Below are 15,796 nucleotides of genomic sequence, written 5' to 3' on the forward strand. Positions count from 1 at the left end.
CTCCCAATCTAGTCTTGAATTGACCGCATGCTCGTACCCCTCCTCCTTGATTTCTTCAATGACTTCTCTAAGTAATTCTGAAAACATATCTCGGATTTGGTGTGGATTACACATAGATAGATAATCTACGGAAATTAGGTGAGACTCTATGTCCACACCCATAGTCACAAAGGGGTCACACTGCATTTCTCGAACCGAGGTCTTCCACTCTTCAACATCCGTCTCATCGAGAAAATCACGATCACGGTGTATTATTAACCTTGCTCCGGATATCCTACGCGTGTGATCTATTATCGTTCTAAGATTATGCAGATCTACTACACCCCGGTATGGCAAGATAAGCGTTCTTTCCATGACGAAGCCGCTGGAAAGCAACAAAGTTGCCAGATTCTTCGTGATCTCATCCTCCGTCAAGACAATTGCAGCATAATCCTGCGCTCAAACCCTTTCACGCAGGTCTAATGCCCCAAGATCCATTAGAATTTCTATTTGATCCGCAGCCGAAGCTGGCGAAGCAGCGCCAGACTGAACCCATATATAGTGTGCCACCCCTGAGAGGGCATCGACAATGTGCCGTGAATGCGTAGTAATTACAACTTGAGTTTCCAGTTCATCAGAAATTTTAGACAGCAAATTTGAAATGATTCTTTGATTGTTTGGATGAAGATGCGAGTCAGGTTCATCAAGAACAATAAGGCTTGGCCTAAATCTATGAAGGTAACACAGTATTTGGACAGCCTGCAGAAATCCTGTTCCGCAAAGCTCTATAGGTATTCTACCTCCATCGCTTGTAACATATACAAATATATATTCGTCTATATCGTCTTTAAATATAACTTCAATTTCGATAGACGGAAATAACTCAGAAAGATCAACACTAAACCTCCTTCTATTATCATCCATTGGCCAAAGTCGAAGCAACATATTGCGCAAAATTACATTCGCATCTCCGCGAGCAAGCGCGCGTAACAGCACGCCATCAGATACAAACACCTCACTTTTTGCGACTCCCGCCAATCCAGGAGAAAAAATGCTGAATGGATTGTCCAAACTGGCTAGAGCTTCAGCCACTGCGGGATTTACGAGGCGTGCTTGAACGTTGTTGTTCTTACCTTTAGCCACTTCCAATGAGAAGGCGCGACCATCCTCCAGAGTGAAATCAAACAATATTGAGCGATTTATACCTTCGACAAGCTTCCCTCCTTGCCCAAGGGTATAAGGATCCAATGCCGGCGAATAAATTATCTCATCCGGCCCAAGCGTTGCTATCAGCGGCTCTTTACGAGTCCATTTCTCCGCAAGCTTTATTGATTGAAGTATAGATATACCAAAATGAAGTGCCTGTATAATACTACTCTTTCCAGAGTTATTCGATCCAACAATAATATTTATATTTCTAAGGTCAATGCTGGCATCTTCTATACATTTGAATCTGCGTATTCTAAAATTCTGTATTTTCATTATCTCACCCCTCCCCCACTCGGGTGACTTCATAGCATATCTAGGCGGCGAAGACGACCTGCAACTAACATTGCTAACCAGATGAGGTGGCGAGGCGGTTTCGTACCACAAGTTCCGCCACAAATCGGACGGCCAGATTGTCATCGTGCCGCATCCGCGCAAGGATATCCCCGCCCGCCGGCACCGTCCGTTCCATCTACGCCCAGGCGCGCTGGCCAAAGGACTGACAGGCATGACCCACTACGTCGCGCTCATCCACAAGGAGCCGGACAGCGGCTACGGTGTGTCCTTCCCCGACGTGCCGGGTGTGATCGCTGTCGCCGGTACGCTGGACGAGGCCTTGCGGGAGGCCTCCGCCGCCCTCGGCTTCGCCTTCGAGGACTGGCCGGGCGAGCGCCCCGAGCCCCGTTCCCTCGACGACCTGCGCCGCGATCCCGATTTCCTGCGCGAATCCACCGACGCCGTCGTCGCGGCAATAGCCCCCGCCCCGAACATGGCCGACGCGGCTTAGCCGTAGTAGAGGGCTTCCCGCTACCTCAAATGCAATAGTTGCGCTTCCGCCGAGCAAGGCGACGGCGAGCTAAAAATCTTCTCCTTCCCAATCCCGCCCACCATAAAACAACCGAAGGATCGTCACCCGATCCTCTGAAACGGTGAAAGCGACGGTCAGGCGCCGCTCGAAACCGACAACGCGCAACCCCAGCCTCACTTCTTCCCGCAACCGCCCTCGCTCGGCTGCAAGATCGAACCCGCGGCACCAGGCTTCTACCCGCTCCACATAGGCAAGCGCCGTCGCAGGGCTGACGGCATCCGCGATCCAGTCGTAAATGCTCAGAAGGTCGTCCCGCGCCTCCGGCGCGAAGACGACCTGCCGCCGCTTCAAGCCTTCGCCTTCATGCGCTCGGCATGGCGCTTGCGCACCTCCGCGAACACCTCTTCCGCCGCCAGCCCGCGTTCCGGCTCCGCCTCCATCGCGTCATAGGCATGAGTGACTTCCTCGCGCAGCCAGCGCTCCACCGCCGCGTCGCGCTCCTTGAGCGCGCGCAGCCCGGCGCGCACGACCTCGCTGGCCGAGGCATAGTCGCCCGAGGCCACCTTGGCGTCGATGAAGGCCGCGTGCTCGGCCGGCAGGCTGATGGTCCGCTTCTCTGGATTGGCCATGAAATCGCTCCTTCGGCCTCAGTTTAGCATGAAGTGTGAAATTTTCATACTTTCCTGTCGCCCTGCGGCTTTCGTGCGGGGATAAATTCCCGCCCCCTCAAAAAAACATTCGTTCCAAAACAATCGCTTATAATTTTTTCGCCCCGCCCAACCGCGCATTTTATCCCCCCTGCCCGAGCCGCCCCTATCATGCTCCCCGTCCCTCCCGCGGGAACGTGGATCGCGACGGCGGTCTCGCGGGGAGGGGCCGGCGCCTCCGGCGGGCAGACTTAAAAACGCCGGACGGGCGGCCCGAGGGTCGCGAAAAAAATATGACGAGCGACACGAAGGCCGCCCGTCTTCCCGGTTCTTTGACATAGCCCGGCTTCGCATGAAGCGCGGCAACGGATAAGGACGTCCCTTGCCAGGAAAGGCGGGGCGCTCACGCCTCCCCTCCCCCTTGTGGGGAGGGGTAAGGGGTGGGGGTGGACGCGCCCGTGTGCCGTCGGAGGTGATTGTCTTGTCCCGGCACTAGGGATGCGCCGGCACATGTCGCCACGACCCCCACCCCTCACCCCTCCCCACAAGGGGGAGGGGAATCGCGGGCGCCGCGCCCTTCAATCCCGCCGATAAAGCCAAAGCACCACCGGCGACAGCACGATGGTCAGCGCCACCGGCGCCGCCAGCGCCAGCAGCACCTCCCCCGCCGTCGCGCTGCCGGCCATCAGCCCGCGCAGCGCCGTCGTCATGTGCGAGACCGGGTTGTTCTCCACGAACACGCGCAGCCAGCCCGGCATGGTCTCAGGCCGCACCATGATGTTGGAGGCGAAGACCAGCGGGAAGATGAACGTAAATCCAATTGTCATCACCGTCATGGGCGTGCGGATGAGCAATCCCAACACGAGGAAGATCCACCCCGTGCCGAAGCCGATGGCGATCAGGAGCAGGAAGGAGAAGAACACGCCGGAAATCCCCGCCTCCGGCCGGTAGCCGAGGGCAAGCCCAATGCCGAGGATGATGCCGCCGGCGATCACGTGGCGCAGGACGTCGCCCACCATCAGCCCGGCGAACGGGGAAAGCGACCAGATGGGCAGCGACCGGAAACGCTCGAACAGCCCCTTGGAAAGGTCGGTCGAAAGCCCCATGCCGGAATAGACCGAGTTGAACACCACCGTCTGCACCAGGATGCCCGGCAGGAAGAACTGCAGATACTCGCCCGGCGAGCCGGCGAGCGCGCCGCCGAACACGAAGGTGAACAAGAGCGTGAACATGAGCGGCGTCATGACGAGGTCGAAGAGCTGCTCCGGCACGTGCTTGAACTTCAGGATCGCCCGCCATCCGAAGACGAGCGCATTGGAAAAGGCCGACGGCGCGGCCGGCCGCGGCACGTTCTGCAGCATGGCTGGGCTGATCTCGCTCATTCGTCTTCTCCCTCATTCTCGTCTTCCAGCCCCTGCCCCGTGAGCGCGAAGAACACCTCGTCGAGGCTTGGCGAACCCATGGAGAAATCGGCAAGCTCGATGCCGGCGGCGATCAGCGCGGCAAGCGCCTCGTTGGCCGCCCGCGGCGTCTCGGCGACGACGGAGAGCTGCGCGCCTTCCGCGCTGCGCTGCACGGTGTTGCCGAGCCGGGCTTCGAGAATGGCCTCCGCCTCGTCGAGCCGCGCCTGGTCGGCCAGCGCCACATGCAGGAAGCCGGAGCCGATCTCCGCCTTCAGTTCGCGGCTCGTCCCCTCGGCGATCTTCTTCCCGTGGTCGATGACGGCGATGCGCGCGGCCAGCTGGTCGGCCTCCTCCAGGTACTGCGTGGTCAAAAGCACGGTCACGCCCGACTGCGCCAGCTGGCGGATCATCCGCCACACGCCCTGGCGGGCCTTCGGGTCGAGGCCCGTCGTCGGCTCGTCGAGGAACAGGATGCCCGGCGTGACGATGAGCGAAGCGGCGATGTCGAGCCTGCGGCGCATGCCGCCGGAATACGACTTCACCTGCTTCTTTGCCGCGTCCGAAAGGTCGAAGGCGGCCAAAAGCTCGTCCGCCCGCTGCTTCGCCGCCCGCCCGGCAAAGCCCCACAGGCGCGCCAGCATCAAAAGGTTCTCGCGCCCCGTCAGGTCCTCGTCGAGCGAGGCGAACTGCCCCGTCATGGCGATCGCCCCGCGCACGGCCTGCGGGTGGGAAACGAGGTCGTGCCCCATCACGTCGGCTGAGCCCGCATCGGGCGAAAGGAGCGTCGCAAGCACGCGGATCAGCGTCGTCTTGCCGGCCCCGTTGGGCCCCAGGATGGCGAAGATCATGCCGCGCGGCACGTTAAGGTCGATGCCGTCGAGTGCCTTCACGTCGCCGAAATGCTTGACCAGCCCGCGCACGGAAATGGCTGGCGGCGCAGCCTTCTGCGCCGTCACCGGACGGTTCGTCAGCACTGTATCGTTCATTATAACCCTCTCTCGACAAATCCCCTGTCGAAGACGAAACAGCCCCACCCAAACCGACAGCGCGGAGACATATACCCGTTTGGCCATGCTTTTGAAGACGCCCCGAAGAGGCAGCGGACACTTCTTGCCGTCGCCCCCGCCCGCAAGACGCGGCCCGCCGGCGGGCGTCGCTTCAGCTGCGCAGGCCGGTTTCCCTGAGCAGGCCCTTGCGCTTGGCGTCGTAATAATAGCCGCTGGCGTAAAAGCCCACGGCCCGGTCCTCGTTGCCGCCGGCGGTGATATAGGCCCCGCGCAGGTATTTGACGGCGTATTTGAGGTTGGTCTCCGCGTCGAGCAGCCCGCTCGCCGGCCCGCGGTAGCCCATGGTCCGCGCGGTATCGTGGCGGATCTGCATCAGGCCCCAATAGATGCGGTTGCGGGCGGCCGGGTTGAAATTGCTCTCCCGCTCCACCACGCGCCGCACCAGCCCCACCGGCACACCGTAGAGCGCGGCGTATTTGGCGATCAGCCCGTCGAGCTCGGCGCTCTGCGCGGCCACCGGGCGCACCGCCCCGCTCTCCTCGAAGGCCGTCGCCGCCAGCGACGCCGCGCCCCCGGCATAGGCATTCGGCTCGATCTCCCCGACACCCGCAAGATCGGCGTCCTGCTCCGCCGCCAGGCTGCTGGCGACCACCTTCTCGTCCGCTCCGCCGCCCGCCGTGCTGCAGCCGACGAGAAGCGGTACCGCAAGAAGCGTGCCGAGGCTCAATATTCGGGAGAATGGAGGCCGGGAGAATGGAGGCAAGGACCCGTCGCTTTCCATATCGATCATCGCCCCCACCTGCCGTCCATACAACACCGGTGCCAGCCGTTCAATCTTCAATGGGTGCGGCCACATTCGTTCTTGATTTGTACCTTGCCGCCGCTATCATGCCCGCCGTGCGGAATCGCCGTGGAGCACCCCATGATCTCTCATCACGTCTTCGAGACCGCCTTCGGCTTTTGCGGCATCGGGTGGACCGCGCGCGGCATCGCCCGTTTCACGCTTCCCATGGCGGCCCCCGCCCAGGCGGCCGAGGCGCTGAGGAAACGCCTGCCCGGCTCCAGGCAAGCCGCGCCGTCCGGCGCAACGGCAGAGGTCGTCGCCGCCGCCACGCGCTATTTCGCCGGCGAGCGCGAGGATTTCTCCGCCGTCGTCGTCGATCTCGAAGGCGTCGATCCCTTCCGCCGCGCCATCTACGGGGCGGCGCGCAGGCTCGGCTACGGTAAGACCACCACCTATGGCGCGCTGGCCGGGGAGGCCGGCTTTCCCGAGGCCGCGCGCGAGACCGGCACCGCGCTCGGCCGCAACCCCATCCCCCTCATCGTGCCCTGCCACCGCATTCTGGCGGCGGGCGGCAAGCTCGGCGGCTTCTCCGCCCCCGGCGGCACGACCACCAAGCGCAAGATGCTGGCGCTCGAACGCGCCGTCCCGCCCGACGCGGAGCCTGCGCAGGCCTCCTTCACTTTCTAAGGCGTGGCGAGCCTTGCGCCCCGATTCGCACCGGGCATAATGGCTTTGGGCTGATTCGCCCTCCCCGCCGCGCTTCGGCGGCCGTGTACTTCCGTTTCGTGCAGCCGCGTATTCGGCATGACGGCACGCCTTGGTCCGTGCCACTCAGCCAGGGGGAAGAACCATGCGCCACCTAAGGGAAGACAGCATCAAATCCCGCTTGACGGAGCGCGCGCAGCTCATGCTGGCGGTCGCCAAGATGATGGAGCGGGGCATACCGGAAGAGCTGATCCCGGTCCATCTCGCCCGCGCCTTCTACGTCGATATGGACGAACTCAACGCCGTCCTCGACACGATGCGCGCGGTGCCTGAAAGAAGGGCGCAACGGCTGCGCGCCGTCGCCTGACGCGCCTCAAGCGTTCAGCGCCTCGGCAAGCGGCTTGGCCGTCCGCGCCGGCCTGGCCGGCAGGTCGAGCTCCTCCAGCCTAGCGCCGGTTTCCGCATCGAACAGATGCACCATCCCCGGCTCGATGGCAAGCGGCAGCCGGTCGCCCGGCTGCACCTGCGTACTTCCCGGCAAGCGCGCCACCAACTCACCGCTGCCGTTCGCAGCACCCGCAAGCCGTCCATGCGCCAGCGTGTCCGCACCCAGCGTCTCCACCGCCGCCACGTCGAGTTCCAGATCGGCATTGGCGCCGGAGACCGGCGTCAGGTGTTCCGGCCTGACACCGAGGATCGCCTTCCGCCCCTTTTCCGGCAGGCGGATGTCGCGCGGCTTCACCGTCCGGCCGTTGGCGAGCGTGAGGCCGCGGCTGCCCGCCGCTTCCACCGACAGCATGTTCATGGCCGGCGAGCCGATGAAGCCGGCGACGAAGGTGGTGGCCGGCCGGGCATAGACGGCCATGGGGGTATCGATCTGCTCGGCCACCCCGTCGTGCATGACCACCAGCCGGTCGGCCAGCGTCATCGCCTCGACCTGGTCGTGGGTCACGTAAAGCGCCGTGGTGCCGACAGACTGCTGCAACTGCTTGATCTCGAGCCGCATCTGCACGCGCAGCTTGGCGTCGAGATTGGATAGCGGCTCATCGAGAAGGAAAGCAGCCGGATCGCGCACCAGCGCCCGGCCCATGGCCACCCGCTGGCGCTGCCCGCCCGAAAGCTGGCGCGGCTTGCGCTCGAGGAAGGGTTGAAGCTGCAGCATGGTCGCCGCCTTGTCGACGCGGGCGCGGATATCGGCCTTGGAAAGGCCGGCGATCTTCAGCCCGTAGGCCATGTTGTCGTAAACGCTCATATGCGGATAGAGCGCATAGTTCTGGAACACCATGGCGATGTCGCGCTCGCCCGGCTCCAGCCGGTTGACCACTCGGCCGCCGATTTCGATGGTGCCCTCGGTGATCGTCTCCAGCCCCGCTACCATGCGAAGCAGCGTCGACTTGCCGCAGCCCGACGGGCCGACAATGACGATGAACTCGCCATCGGCGATGTCGATGTCCACCCCGTGGATCACCTCGGTCTTGCCGTAGCTCTTCCTGACGCCGCGGATGGCTATTGCACTCATGATCTATTTCTCGCTTTCAACCAGGCCCTTGACGAAGAACCGCTGCATCACCACCACCACGACCACCGGCGGCAGCATGGCCAGCACCACCGTCGCCATGACCATGTTCCATTGCGGGACCGCGTCGGCCACCTCCGCCATACGTTTGATGCCCATCACGACGGTGTAATAGCCAGGATCGGTGGTCACCAGCAGCGGCCACAGATACTGGTTCCACCCGTAGATGAAGAGGATGACGAAGAGCGCGGCGATGTTGGTCCGCGACAGCGGTAGCAGGATGTCGCGGAAGAACTTCAGCGGTCCGGCACCGTCCACCCGCGCCGCCTCCGTCAACTCGTCGGGAACCGTCAGGAAAAACTGCCGGAAGAGGAAGGTCGCCGTCGCCGAGGCGATCAGTGGGATCGACAGCCCGGCATAAGAGTTGAGCAGGCCGAGATCCGCCACCACCTTGAAGGTCGGCACGATACGCACCTCGACCGGCAGCATCAGCGTGATGAAGATCGTCCAGAAGGCGAGCTGCCGGAAGGGGAAGCGGAAATAGACGATGGCGAAGGCCGAAATGAGGGAGATGGCGATCTTGCCGATGGCGATGGCGAGCGCCATCACGAGGCTGTTCGTCATCATCAGCGCGATCGGCGGCGCGCCGGAGGTCGACACGCCGGAGAACAGGATCCGGTGATAGTTTTCCAGCGTGTGCGGGCCGGGGAGCAGCGGAACGAGTCCCGACAGGAAGTCGGTCGGACCGCGCGTGGAGGCGATGATCGCAACATAGACCGGGAAGGCGACGACGATCACGCCGGCGATCAGCACCAGATGCGAAAGCAGATTCAGGAGAGGCCTGTTCTCGACCATTTTTCGGCTCTCAGTATTGGACCCGCCGCTCGATCCAGCGGAACTGGATGACCGTCAGGACGATGACGATGGCCATGAGCACCACCGATTGCGCGGCGGAGGAACCGAGGTTGAGGCCGATGAAACCATCCTCGAACACCTTGTAGACCAAGATGTTGGTCGACTGCGCCGGCCCGCCTTCGGTGGTGGCGTGGATCACGGCAAAGGTGTCGAACATGGCGTAGACGACGTTGACGACGAGCAGGAAGAAAGTGGTCGGCGAAAGGAGCGGGAAGATGATCGTGAAGAAGCGCTTCAAGGGCCCGGCTCCATCGATCGCCGCCGCCTCCACCAACGAATGGGGGATGGCCGCCAGTCCCGCAACGAAGAAAAGAAAATTATAGGAGATCTGCTTCCAGCTCGCGGCGATGATGACGAGGATCATCGCGTCGACCGACGAGTTGCGGTGATTCCAGTTATACCCGAGCATCTCCAGCATGTAGGGTAGGATGCCGATCGTCGGGTTGAACAGGAACCACCACATGATGCCGGCGACCGCCGGCGCGACGGCGTAGGGCCAAACCAGAAGCGTGGTGTAGGTGCGCGCTGCGCGCAGCGTGCGATCCACCGCCAGAGCCAGGATGAGGGCCGCGACGAGTGACAGAAAGGCGACGCCAAGCGAAAAGACGACCGTCACCCAAAGCGAGTTGTGATACAGCGGGTCGGCGAACAGCTTCTCGTAATTTTCGAACCAGACGAACCGGGTCTTGAACCCGAAGGCATCCTCACGCAGGAAGGACTGGCGAAACGCCTGTCCGGCCGGCCACAGGAAGAAAACGCAAGTGATGGCGAGCTGCGGCAAAAGCAGCGCATAAGGCAGTACGCGGTTGCCGAAGATTGTGCGCTTGGTCTGCATATGAAGACTTCGAAATGAGGTGGAAGCCCGCGCCGTGGCGCGGGCTTCACGAAGGGTGAGGATCGACCGCCTAGCTGTTGGAGGCTTGGAAGTCGCGGATCAGCGCGTTACCGCGCTCCACCACCGCGTCGAGCGCTTCCTGCGCGGACTTGCCGCCCGAAAGAAGGTGCTCGAACTCCTCGTCGATGACGTCGCGGACCTGGACATAGTTGCCGAACCGCAGACCCTTGGAGTTCGGCGTGGGCGCGTTCAGCGTGATCTGCCTGATGGCGACGTCGGTGCCGGGGTTCTCCGCGTAATAGCCCTGGCTCTTGCCGAGTTCGTAGGCGGCCGTCGTGATCGGCAGGTAGCCGCTGAACTGGTGCCAGTCGGCCTGCACCTCAGCCGAGGAAAGATAGTTGAAGAAGTCCGCGACGCCCTTGTACTCCTCGTCCTCGTGACCGGCGAGGACCCACAGGGTGGCACCACCGATGATGGAGTTCTGCGGCGCGCCCTCCACGTCATCATAGTAGGGCAGCATGCCGTAGCCCACTTCGAAGTCCTTGGCGTTCTCCACAACGCCGGCGCGCGAGGCCGAGGAGTTCATGTACATCGCGCACTCCTGGGCATAGAACTTCGGCGGTGCGTCGTTGCCTCCGACAGGGCCGCCATACTGGAAGACGCCCTCGTCCTGCCACCGCTTCATGTTCTCCCAATGCTTGACCTGCACCGGGCCGTTGAAGGTCAGCTCCGTATCGAGGCCGGCGAAGCCGTTTTCCAGAGTGCCGATCGGCTGGTTGTGCCAGGCCGAAAGGTTTTCCAGCTGTACCCAGGAGATCCAGCCGCTCGTGAAGCCGCAGGGGGCCGCGCCGGATTCCATGATCTTCTTGGAGATTTCCTCGACTTCCGCCCAAGTCTCAGGCGCCTTTTCAGGATCGAGGCCGGCCTTCTCGAACACGTCCTTGTTGTAGTAGAGGATCGGTGTCGAGGAATTGAACGGCATCGACAGCATGTTGCCGTCGGTATCGGCGTAGTAGCCGACGACCGCCGGCAGATATGCTGCCGGATCGAACTCGGCGCCAGCATCCTGCATGAGCTTGTAGACGGGATAGACGGCGCCCTCGGCGGCCATCATCGTGCCGGTGCCCACCTCGTACACCTGGACGATATGCGGCTGCTGGCCGGCGCGAAAAGCGGCGATCGCCCCCGTCATCGTCTCCGGATAGGTGCCCTTGTAGACCGGCACCACTTCGTACTGGTCCTGCGACTGGTTGTAGCCGGCGACGATCTCCTCGAGCTTCGCGCCGAGCTCGCCGCCCATTGCATGCCACCATTCGACCTTGGTTTGCGCCTGTGCGCTCAAGGGCAAGGCGATCATGGCGGTCGTCGCCAGAAGAAACGTGCGAGTCATTGGGGTCTCCCTCATTGTTATCCGTTGACTGGATGGGGACCCTTTTGACGACGTTCTATAACGCTTGCATGACAGCCCTGGGTAAAGCTGTGAAGGTTGGGAGGGAGCGTATCGGGTGCCTCTCCCCGCCTATGGCGTATGCTCCATCGGCACATGGCCCGGATCGGCCTCCACCCTCTTCAGCCAGGCCGAAACCGCCGGAAAGGCACCAAGGTCGTAGCCGCCCACCCCGGCATCGTGCGTATAGGCATAGAGCGCGATGTCGGCCACCGTCAGAGGTTCGCCGACGAAGAACGGCGTCTGCGACAATTGCCGCTCCATGACGCCGAGTGCCTGGTTGCCGCCTTTGAGCGTCGCCGACATTCTCTCCGGTGTCGCCATCGCCGCCCTTTCGGGATATCGGATGAGCGACCGGCGGACGGCGATGTTCGGCTCGTGGCTGTATTGCTCGAAGAACAGCCATTGATGGACCAGCGCGCGCTCATAGGCATCGGCCGGCAGGAAGCGCGTACCTTCCGCGAGGTAGAGCAGGATGGCGTTCGATTCGGACAGATACCGCCCGTCGTCGAGCTCCAGAAGCGGCACCTTGCCGTTGGGATTCCTGGCCAGATAGTCGGGCTTGCGGGTCGTGCCGTCGCGCGAACTGGTCTCGACATGGACGTAAGGGACGTCAAGCTTCGCCAGAAGCAGTCTCGGCTTGTAGCAGTTGCCGCTGTCGGTCATTCCATAGAGTTTCATCGCGCGCTCCTCTTGCCCGCATTCGATAGCAGAGCCGCGCTTCCCGCGACGAATGAATAATCCTGCAGGAATCCATCAGCGCAGTTGAGGCAAGCGGTCAGGCGGAGTGGTCGCGGTTGGCGAAAAGCGGCACCACGCGGTCTTCCGGAGCGAGCAGGTGTCTGACGTCCATCCGCTCCGCTTTGAAGAGCGAACCGGCAAGTTTCGGCTGGCCAAGCAGATACCCCTGCATGAGGTCGGCACCTGTCTCGATCGCCACCCGCAACTGCGCCGGCGTTTCGATGCCCTGGATCAGAACCAGCCGGCCCTCGCGCCGCAATGCATCGACAAGCGACGTCAGAAGCCTGGTGGCGACGGCCACCCTGGCGATGCGGCGGAACCACCCGCCATCGATCTTCACGACCTCCGGGTCGAGCAGCCTCACGCGGGTGAACGTGGAGCGCCCGACGCCGAAATCGTCGACGGCGAGGCGGATGCGGTTGCGCCGCAATTCGGCGGCGAGGTCCATCATCAGGCCCTCGTCCGCAGTCTCGGCGATCTCGCAGACGACAAGCGCCGGATCGACCGCGATCTCGTCCAGGAACCGCATCATCCCGTCGACCTGATCGAGAGCCGTCTGCAACCCGAAATCGGCACTGGCATAGTGCTTGATGAAGACCATCAGCCCGTCGGCGCCGATATTGGGATAATTGCGCAAGTGCAGCGTGTGACAGAGATTTTCGACGAAAAGCGTATCGTCCGCGGCAGTCACGTCGGCGAAGAACGCCCGCGTGCTGACGGGGCGGCCGTCCTTGTGCGGTCCCGCCAGCCCCTCCACCCCGCAGGGCACCAACTCTCCCGCCGTGTTGCGGAAGACCGGCTGGTACATGGTCTTCACGAAATAAGGCCCGTAGCGGCCGGTCTCGATGCCGACCTCATCGACAAGAATCGCCTGGTCGATGCGTCTGGCAAGGCTGTCTGCGTCGGCCACGTCTCAGCTCCCCGCCCGGCAACGAGCGCGCAGTGCGGTCTTGCATGCACCGGCGCCCCACCGGATGGTCTGTGTTGAACTTGTCCCGTGCGTCACCGCCTGCCCCCAGTATCCCTGTGGCGGCGAACCTTGCATCGAACGATTGAACCCTCGTTAAAAAAATAAAGCGCATTTTTCAGGCTTGTCGCAATGCACGCCGAACCCGCCCGCACCCTTGCGAATTGCCGCGCGATCGGACATTAAGGCATGTCTTGGCCAGGCCGGATCGAGACGCGAAATCCCGCTGGAGAAATTGACCGATGGCTTTCCTTGCCGATGCCCTTTCACGCGTAAAACCCTCCGCCACCATCGCGGTGACCCAGAAAGCGCGCGAGCTGAAGGCCCAGGGCCGCGACGTCATCGGACTGGGCGCGGGCGAGCCTGATTTCGACACGCCGGACAACATCAAGCAGGCAGCCATCGACGCCATCAAGCGCGGCGAGACGAAGTATGCGCCGGTCTCCGGCATCCAGCCGCTGCGCGAGGCGATTGCGGGCAAATTCAAGCGCGAGAACAACCTCGACTACGACTGGAAGCAGACCATCGTCGGCACCGGCGGCAAGCAGATCCTGTTCAACGCCATGATGGCGACGCTGAACCCCGGCGACGAAGTGGTGATCCCGGCGCCCTACTGGGTGAGCTATCCCGAGATGGTGGCGATCTGCGGCGGCACGGCCACGTTCGCCGAGACCAAGCTCGCGGACGGCTTCAAGCTTAAGCCGGAGGCGCTGGAAAAGGCCATCACGCCGAAGACCAAGTGGCTCATCATGAACTCGCCGTCGAACCCGTCTGGCGCGGCCTACACCGGCGAAGAGCTGAAGACGCTCGCCGACGTGCTCCTGAAGCACCCGCATGTCTGGGTGCTGACGGACGACATGTACGAGCACCTGACCTACGGCGACTTCGCCTTCCGCACCATCGCCGAGGTGGAACCGCGGCTCTACGAGCGCACGCTGACCATGAACGGCGTCTCCAAGGCCTACGCCATGACCGGCTGGCGCATCGGCTATGCGGCAGGCCCTATCGAGCTTGTCAAAGCCATGGACATGATCCAGGGCCAGCAGACATCGGGCGCGGCCACCATGTGCCAGTGGGCGGCGCTTGAAGCGCTCACCGGCCCGCAGGACTTCATCCCGCGCAACAAGGTGATATTCCAGGGCCGCCGCGATCTCGTGGTTTCCATGCTCAACCAGGCGCGCGGCATCGACTGCCCGGTGCCCGAGGGCGCCTTCTACGTCTATCCTTCCTGCGCCGGCACCATCGGCCGGAAGGCGCCCTCCGGCAAGGTGATCGAGAACGACGCCGACTTCGTCTCCGAGCTTCTGGAGGCCGAGGGCGTGGCGGTTGTGCACGGCTCGGCCTTCGGCCTCGGCCCCAACTTCCGCATCTCCTACGCCACCTCGGAGGCGCTGCTGGAGGAAGCCTGCAGCCGCATCCAGCGCTTTACGGCGGAACTGCGGTAGGCGGTCGCTCCGACAAGCCCGCGCCCCTTCGCGCCCCCCTCTGTCCAGCCGGCGCAATCTCCCCCACACGGGGGGAGATTGCGCCGGCTGTTTGCTCCGGCACCCTTCCTGCAACATTGGCGGTTAGCGAAAGTCGTCGCGACGGCCGATCTCCCCCCTCGCGGGGGAGATGTCCGGCAGGACAGAGGGGGGCGCGAAGGGGCGCCGACATTTCCTTGAGAACACCCGCAAATCGGAACCTCCTCACGACACACAATTACTTGACTCAGTCAACTAATTACCCCACACTGGCCGCAAGGAGGTCGTGCCATGCAGCCTGTCCAAGCGCCCTCGGAAAGTCAGATCGCCGCCATGAGACGCTTCAACCGCTTCTACACGCGCCAGATCGGCGTGCTCGAAGAGGGCATGTACAAAAGCGAGTTCTCGCTGACGGAGGCCCGCGTTCTCTTCGAGCTGGCGCACAGGGACCGTCTGACCGCCAGTGTCCTCGGCAACGATCTCGGTCTCGACGCGGGCTATCTGAGCCGCATGCTGAAGAAGTTCGAGCGGCGCGGTCTCCTGAAACGGCAGCCTTCCGCCGAAGACGCCCGGCAGTCCCATCTGGAGCTCACGGAGGAGGGTCGCCGGGCCTTCGAGCCGCTCGACCGCGCCGCCCGCGACCTGGTGGAGGCGCTGCTCGCCCCGCTTTCCGCAGCTGACCGGGAGACCCTGACGGCAGCGATGAGGACGGTGGAGCGTCTTCTGGGCGCGGCGGCGGAGCGCCAGGTCCCCTACGCCCTCCGCCCGCTGCGGGTCGGCGATATCGGCTGGATCATCCACCGCCAGGGGCTGCTTTATCATCAGGAATACGGCTGGGACGAAAGCTACGAGGCGCTCGTCGCGGAAATCCTGAGCGCCTTCGTGACCAATTTCGATCCACGCTTCGAAGCCTCCTGGATCGCCGAGCGCGACGGCGGGATCGTCGGCTCGGTCTTCCTCGTCAGGGCGTCCGAGGAGACGGCCAAGCTCAGGCTGCTCTACGTCGAGCCCGCCGCGCGCGGCCTTGGCCTCGGCCGCAGACTGGTGGACGAGTGCATCGCCTTCGCCCGCGCCAGGGGCTACAAGCGCCTGACGCTGTGGACCAACGACATCCTGGTCTCCGCGCGCCGCATCTACCAGGCGGCCGGCTTCCGGCTGGAGAAGGAGGAGCCTCACCATTCCTTCGGCAAGGACCTTGTCGGCCAGACCTGGGTCCTCGATTTGTGATCGGCACCTCGCTGCCTCGGCCCTTCTTCCACTTGCTCTCTCTCCCCTCTCGTGTGACGATGCCTTGACGGCGGAATACCGGCCAACGGTATCCGCCCGCGCGACGGCCGAGCGAGGCCGGCCGCCGCTCATGAGAGAACGCGTGA

At 62.9% G+C, this 15,796-nt stretch carries 16 protein-coding genes and 1 pseudogene; 5 read left to right on the forward strand and 12 right to left on the reverse strand.

Translation table 11 applies throughout. From position 1 onward, the window contains the following. Positions 1 to 438 precede the first annotated feature (438 nt). Complete coding sequence (locus GM910_RS22145; protein WP_159591560.1) at positions 439 to 1,461, reverse strand: ATP-dependent nuclease; 1,023 nt, start codon at positions 1,459 to 1,461, stop codon at positions 439 to 441. 232 nt (positions 1,462 to 1,693) lie between these two features. On the opposite strand from GM910_RS22145, the gene GM910_RS22150 reads away from it, so the two are divergent. Beyond that, entirely contained in the window at positions 1,694 to 1,972 is a 279-nt protein-coding gene (locus GM910_RS22150; RefSeq protein WP_159591563.1) for a type II toxin-antitoxin system HicB family antitoxin, read from the forward strand. Positions 1,973 to 2,041: 69 nt separating this feature from the next. On the opposite strand, the gene GM910_RS22155 is transcribed toward GM910_RS22150, so the two are convergent. The 5 genes and pseudogenes from GM910_RS22155 to GM910_RS27970 all read right to left on the reverse strand — a co-directional run. Then, positions 2,042 to 2,344: a type II toxin-antitoxin system RelE/ParE family toxin gene (locus GM910_RS22155; protein ID WP_159591566.1), complete on the reverse strand. Its 303-nt coding sequence runs from the start codon at positions 2,342 to 2,344 to the stop codon at positions 2,042 to 2,044. Further along, on the reverse strand, positions 2,341 to 2,622 hold the full coding sequence (locus tag GM910_RS22160) for a type II toxin-antitoxin system ParD family antitoxin (protein ID WP_159591569.1): 282 nt from the start codon (positions 2,620 to 2,622) through the stop codon (positions 2,341 to 2,343). Before GM910_RS22160 ends, GM910_RS22155 begins: the two co-directional genes overlap by 4 nt. A 596-nt stretch (positions 2,623 to 3,218) precedes the next feature. Then, positions 3,219 to 4,022: an ABC transporter permease gene (locus tag GM910_RS22165; RefSeq protein ID WP_159591572.1), complete on the reverse strand. Its 804-nt coding sequence runs from the start codon at positions 4,020 to 4,022 to the stop codon at positions 3,219 to 3,221. Continuing rightward, complete coding sequence (locus GM910_RS22170) at positions 4,019 to 5,029, reverse strand: ATP-binding cassette domain-containing protein (RefSeq protein WP_159591575.1); 1,011 nt, start codon at positions 5,027 to 5,029, stop codon at positions 4,019 to 4,021. Before GM910_RS22170 ends, GM910_RS22165 begins: the two co-directional genes overlap by 4 nt. Positions 5,030 to 5,201: 172 nt before the next feature. After that, positions 5,202 to 5,546 (reverse strand): annotated as a pseudogene (locus GM910_RS27970) (transglycosylase SLT domain-containing protein); the annotation flags it as partial. 426 nt (positions 5,547 to 5,972) lie between these two features. Between GM910_RS27970 and GM910_RS22180 the strand changes: the two are divergent. Continuing rightward, entirely contained in the window at positions 5,973 to 6,521 is a 549-nt protein-coding gene (locus tag GM910_RS22180) for a methylated-DNA--[protein]-cysteine S-methyltransferase (RefSeq protein ID WP_159591578.1), read from the forward strand. A 163-nt stretch (positions 6,522 to 6,684) separates the two neighbouring features. Then, on the forward strand, positions 6,685 to 6,906 hold the full coding sequence (locus GM910_RS22185) for a hypothetical protein (protein ID WP_159591581.1): 222 nt from the start codon (positions 6,685 to 6,687) through the stop codon (positions 6,904 to 6,906). A gap of 6 nt (positions 6,907 to 6,912) precedes the next feature. On the opposite strand, the gene GM910_RS22190 is transcribed toward GM910_RS22185, so the two are convergent. From GM910_RS22190 to GM910_RS22215, 6 genes are all read right to left on the reverse strand, one after another. Further along, on the reverse strand, positions 6,913 to 8,058 hold the full coding sequence (locus GM910_RS22190; protein ID WP_159591584.1) for a sn-glycerol-3-phosphate import ATP-binding protein UgpC: 1,146 nt from the start codon (positions 8,056 to 8,058) through the stop codon (positions 6,913 to 6,915). Positions 8,059 to 8,061: 3 nt separating this feature from the next. Then, on the reverse strand, positions 8,062 to 8,910 hold the full coding sequence (gene ugpE / locus GM910_RS22195; protein ID WP_159591587.1) for a sn-glycerol-3-phosphate ABC transporter permease UgpE: 849 nt from the start codon (positions 8,908 to 8,910) through the stop codon (positions 8,062 to 8,064). A gap of 10 nt (positions 8,911 to 8,920) precedes the next feature. Next, positions 8,921 to 9,805 carry a sn-glycerol-3-phosphate ABC transporter permease UgpA gene (gene ugpA, locus GM910_RS22200; protein ID WP_159591590.1) on the reverse strand — a complete coding sequence of 295 codons (885 nt, stop codon included), beginning with the start codon at positions 9,803 to 9,805 and terminating at the stop codon, positions 8,921 to 8,923. Positions 9,806 to 9,875: 70 nt separating this feature from the next. Then, positions 9,876 to 11,195, reverse strand: a complete 1,320-nt coding sequence (ugpB, locus tag GM910_RS22205) for a sn-glycerol-3-phosphate ABC transporter substrate-binding protein UgpB (protein WP_159591593.1) — start codon at positions 11,193 to 11,195, stop codon at positions 9,876 to 9,878. 129 nt (positions 11,196 to 11,324) lie between these two features. After that, the gene (locus tag GM910_RS22210) at positions 11,325 to 11,933 is read right to left on the reverse strand and encodes a glutathione S-transferase family protein (RefSeq protein ID WP_159591596.1); all 609 of its coding nucleotides are present in this window, start codon (positions 11,931 to 11,933) and stop codon (positions 11,325 to 11,327) included. 97 nt (positions 11,934 to 12,030) lie between these two features. Continuing rightward, positions 12,031 to 12,903, reverse strand: a complete 873-nt coding sequence (locus GM910_RS22215) for an EAL domain-containing protein (protein ID WP_159591599.1) — start codon at positions 12,901 to 12,903, stop codon at positions 12,031 to 12,033. A 299-nt stretch (positions 12,904 to 13,202) separates the two neighbouring features. Between GM910_RS22215 and GM910_RS22220 the strand changes: the two genes are divergently transcribed. Beyond that, entirely contained in the window at positions 13,203 to 14,405 is a 1,203-nt protein-coding gene (locus GM910_RS22220; RefSeq protein WP_159591602.1) for a pyridoxal phosphate-dependent aminotransferase, read from the forward strand. Positions 14,406 to 14,714: 309 nt separating this feature from the next. Next, a complete protein-coding gene (locus GM910_RS22225; protein ID WP_159591605.1) occupies positions 14,715 to 15,650 on the forward strand; it encodes a bifunctional helix-turn-helix transcriptional regulator/GNAT family N-acetyltransferase in 936 nt (311 codons plus the stop codon). Positions 15,651 to 15,796: the final 146 nt, after the last annotated feature.

The sequence above is a fragment of the Chelativorans xinjiangensis genome (assembly GCF_009812055.1).
In the GTDB taxonomy this organism is placed as follows: domain Bacteria; phylum Pseudomonadota; class Alphaproteobacteria; order Rhizobiales; family Rhizobiaceae; genus Chelativorans; species Chelativorans xinjiangense.

Coding starts and splice junctions, on each gene's coding strand:
- GM910_RS22145 (WP_159591560.1), bottom strand. CDS start 1,461: ATGAAAATACAGAATTTTAGAATACGCAGATTCAAATGTATAGAAGAT.
- GM910_RS22150 (WP_159591563.1), top strand. CDS start 1,694: ATGACCCACTACGTCGCGCTCATCCACAAGGAGCCGGACAGCGGCTAC.
- GM910_RS22160 (WP_159591569.1), bottom strand. CDS start 2,622: ATGGCCAATCCAGAGAAGCGGACCATCAGCCTGCCGGCCGAGCACGCG.
- GM910_RS22165 (WP_159591572.1), bottom strand. CDS start 4,022: ATGAGCGAGATCAGCCCAGCCATGCTGCAGAACGTGCCGCGGCCGGCC.
- GM910_RS22170 (WP_159591575.1), bottom strand. CDS start 5,029: ATGAACGATACAGTGCTGACGAACCGTCCGGTGACGGCGCAGAAGGCT.
- GM910_RS22180 (WP_159591578.1), top strand. CDS start 5,973: ATGATCTCTCATCACGTCTTCGAGACCGCCTTCGGCTTTTGCGGCATC.
- GM910_RS22185 (WP_159591581.1), top strand. CDS start 6,685: ATGCGCCACCTAAGGGAAGACAGCATCAAATCCCGCTTGACGGAGCGC.
- GM910_RS22190 (WP_159591584.1), bottom strand. CDS start 8,058: ATGAGTGCAATAGCCATCCGCGGCGTCAGGAAGAGCTACGGCAAGACC.
- ugpE (WP_159591587.1), bottom strand. CDS start 8,910: ATGGTCGAGAACAGGCCTCTCCTGAATCTGCTTTCGCATCTGGTGCTG.
- ugpA (WP_159591590.1), bottom strand. CDS start 9,805: ATGCAGACCAAGCGCACAATCTTCGGCAACCGCGTACTGCCTTATGCG.
- ugpB (WP_159591593.1), bottom strand. CDS start 11,195: ATGACTCGCACGTTTCTTCTGGCGACGACCGCCATGATCGCCTTGCCC.
- GM910_RS22210 (WP_159591596.1), bottom strand. CDS start 11,933: ATGAAACTCTATGGAATGACCGACAGCGGCAACTGCTACAAGCCGAGA.
- GM910_RS22220 (WP_159591602.1), top strand. CDS start 13,203: ATGGCTTTCCTTGCCGATGCCCTTTCACGCGTAAAACCCTCCGCCACC.
- GM910_RS22225 (WP_159591605.1), top strand. CDS start 14,715: ATGCAGCCTGTCCAAGCGCCCTCGGAAAGTCAGATCGCCGCCATGAGA.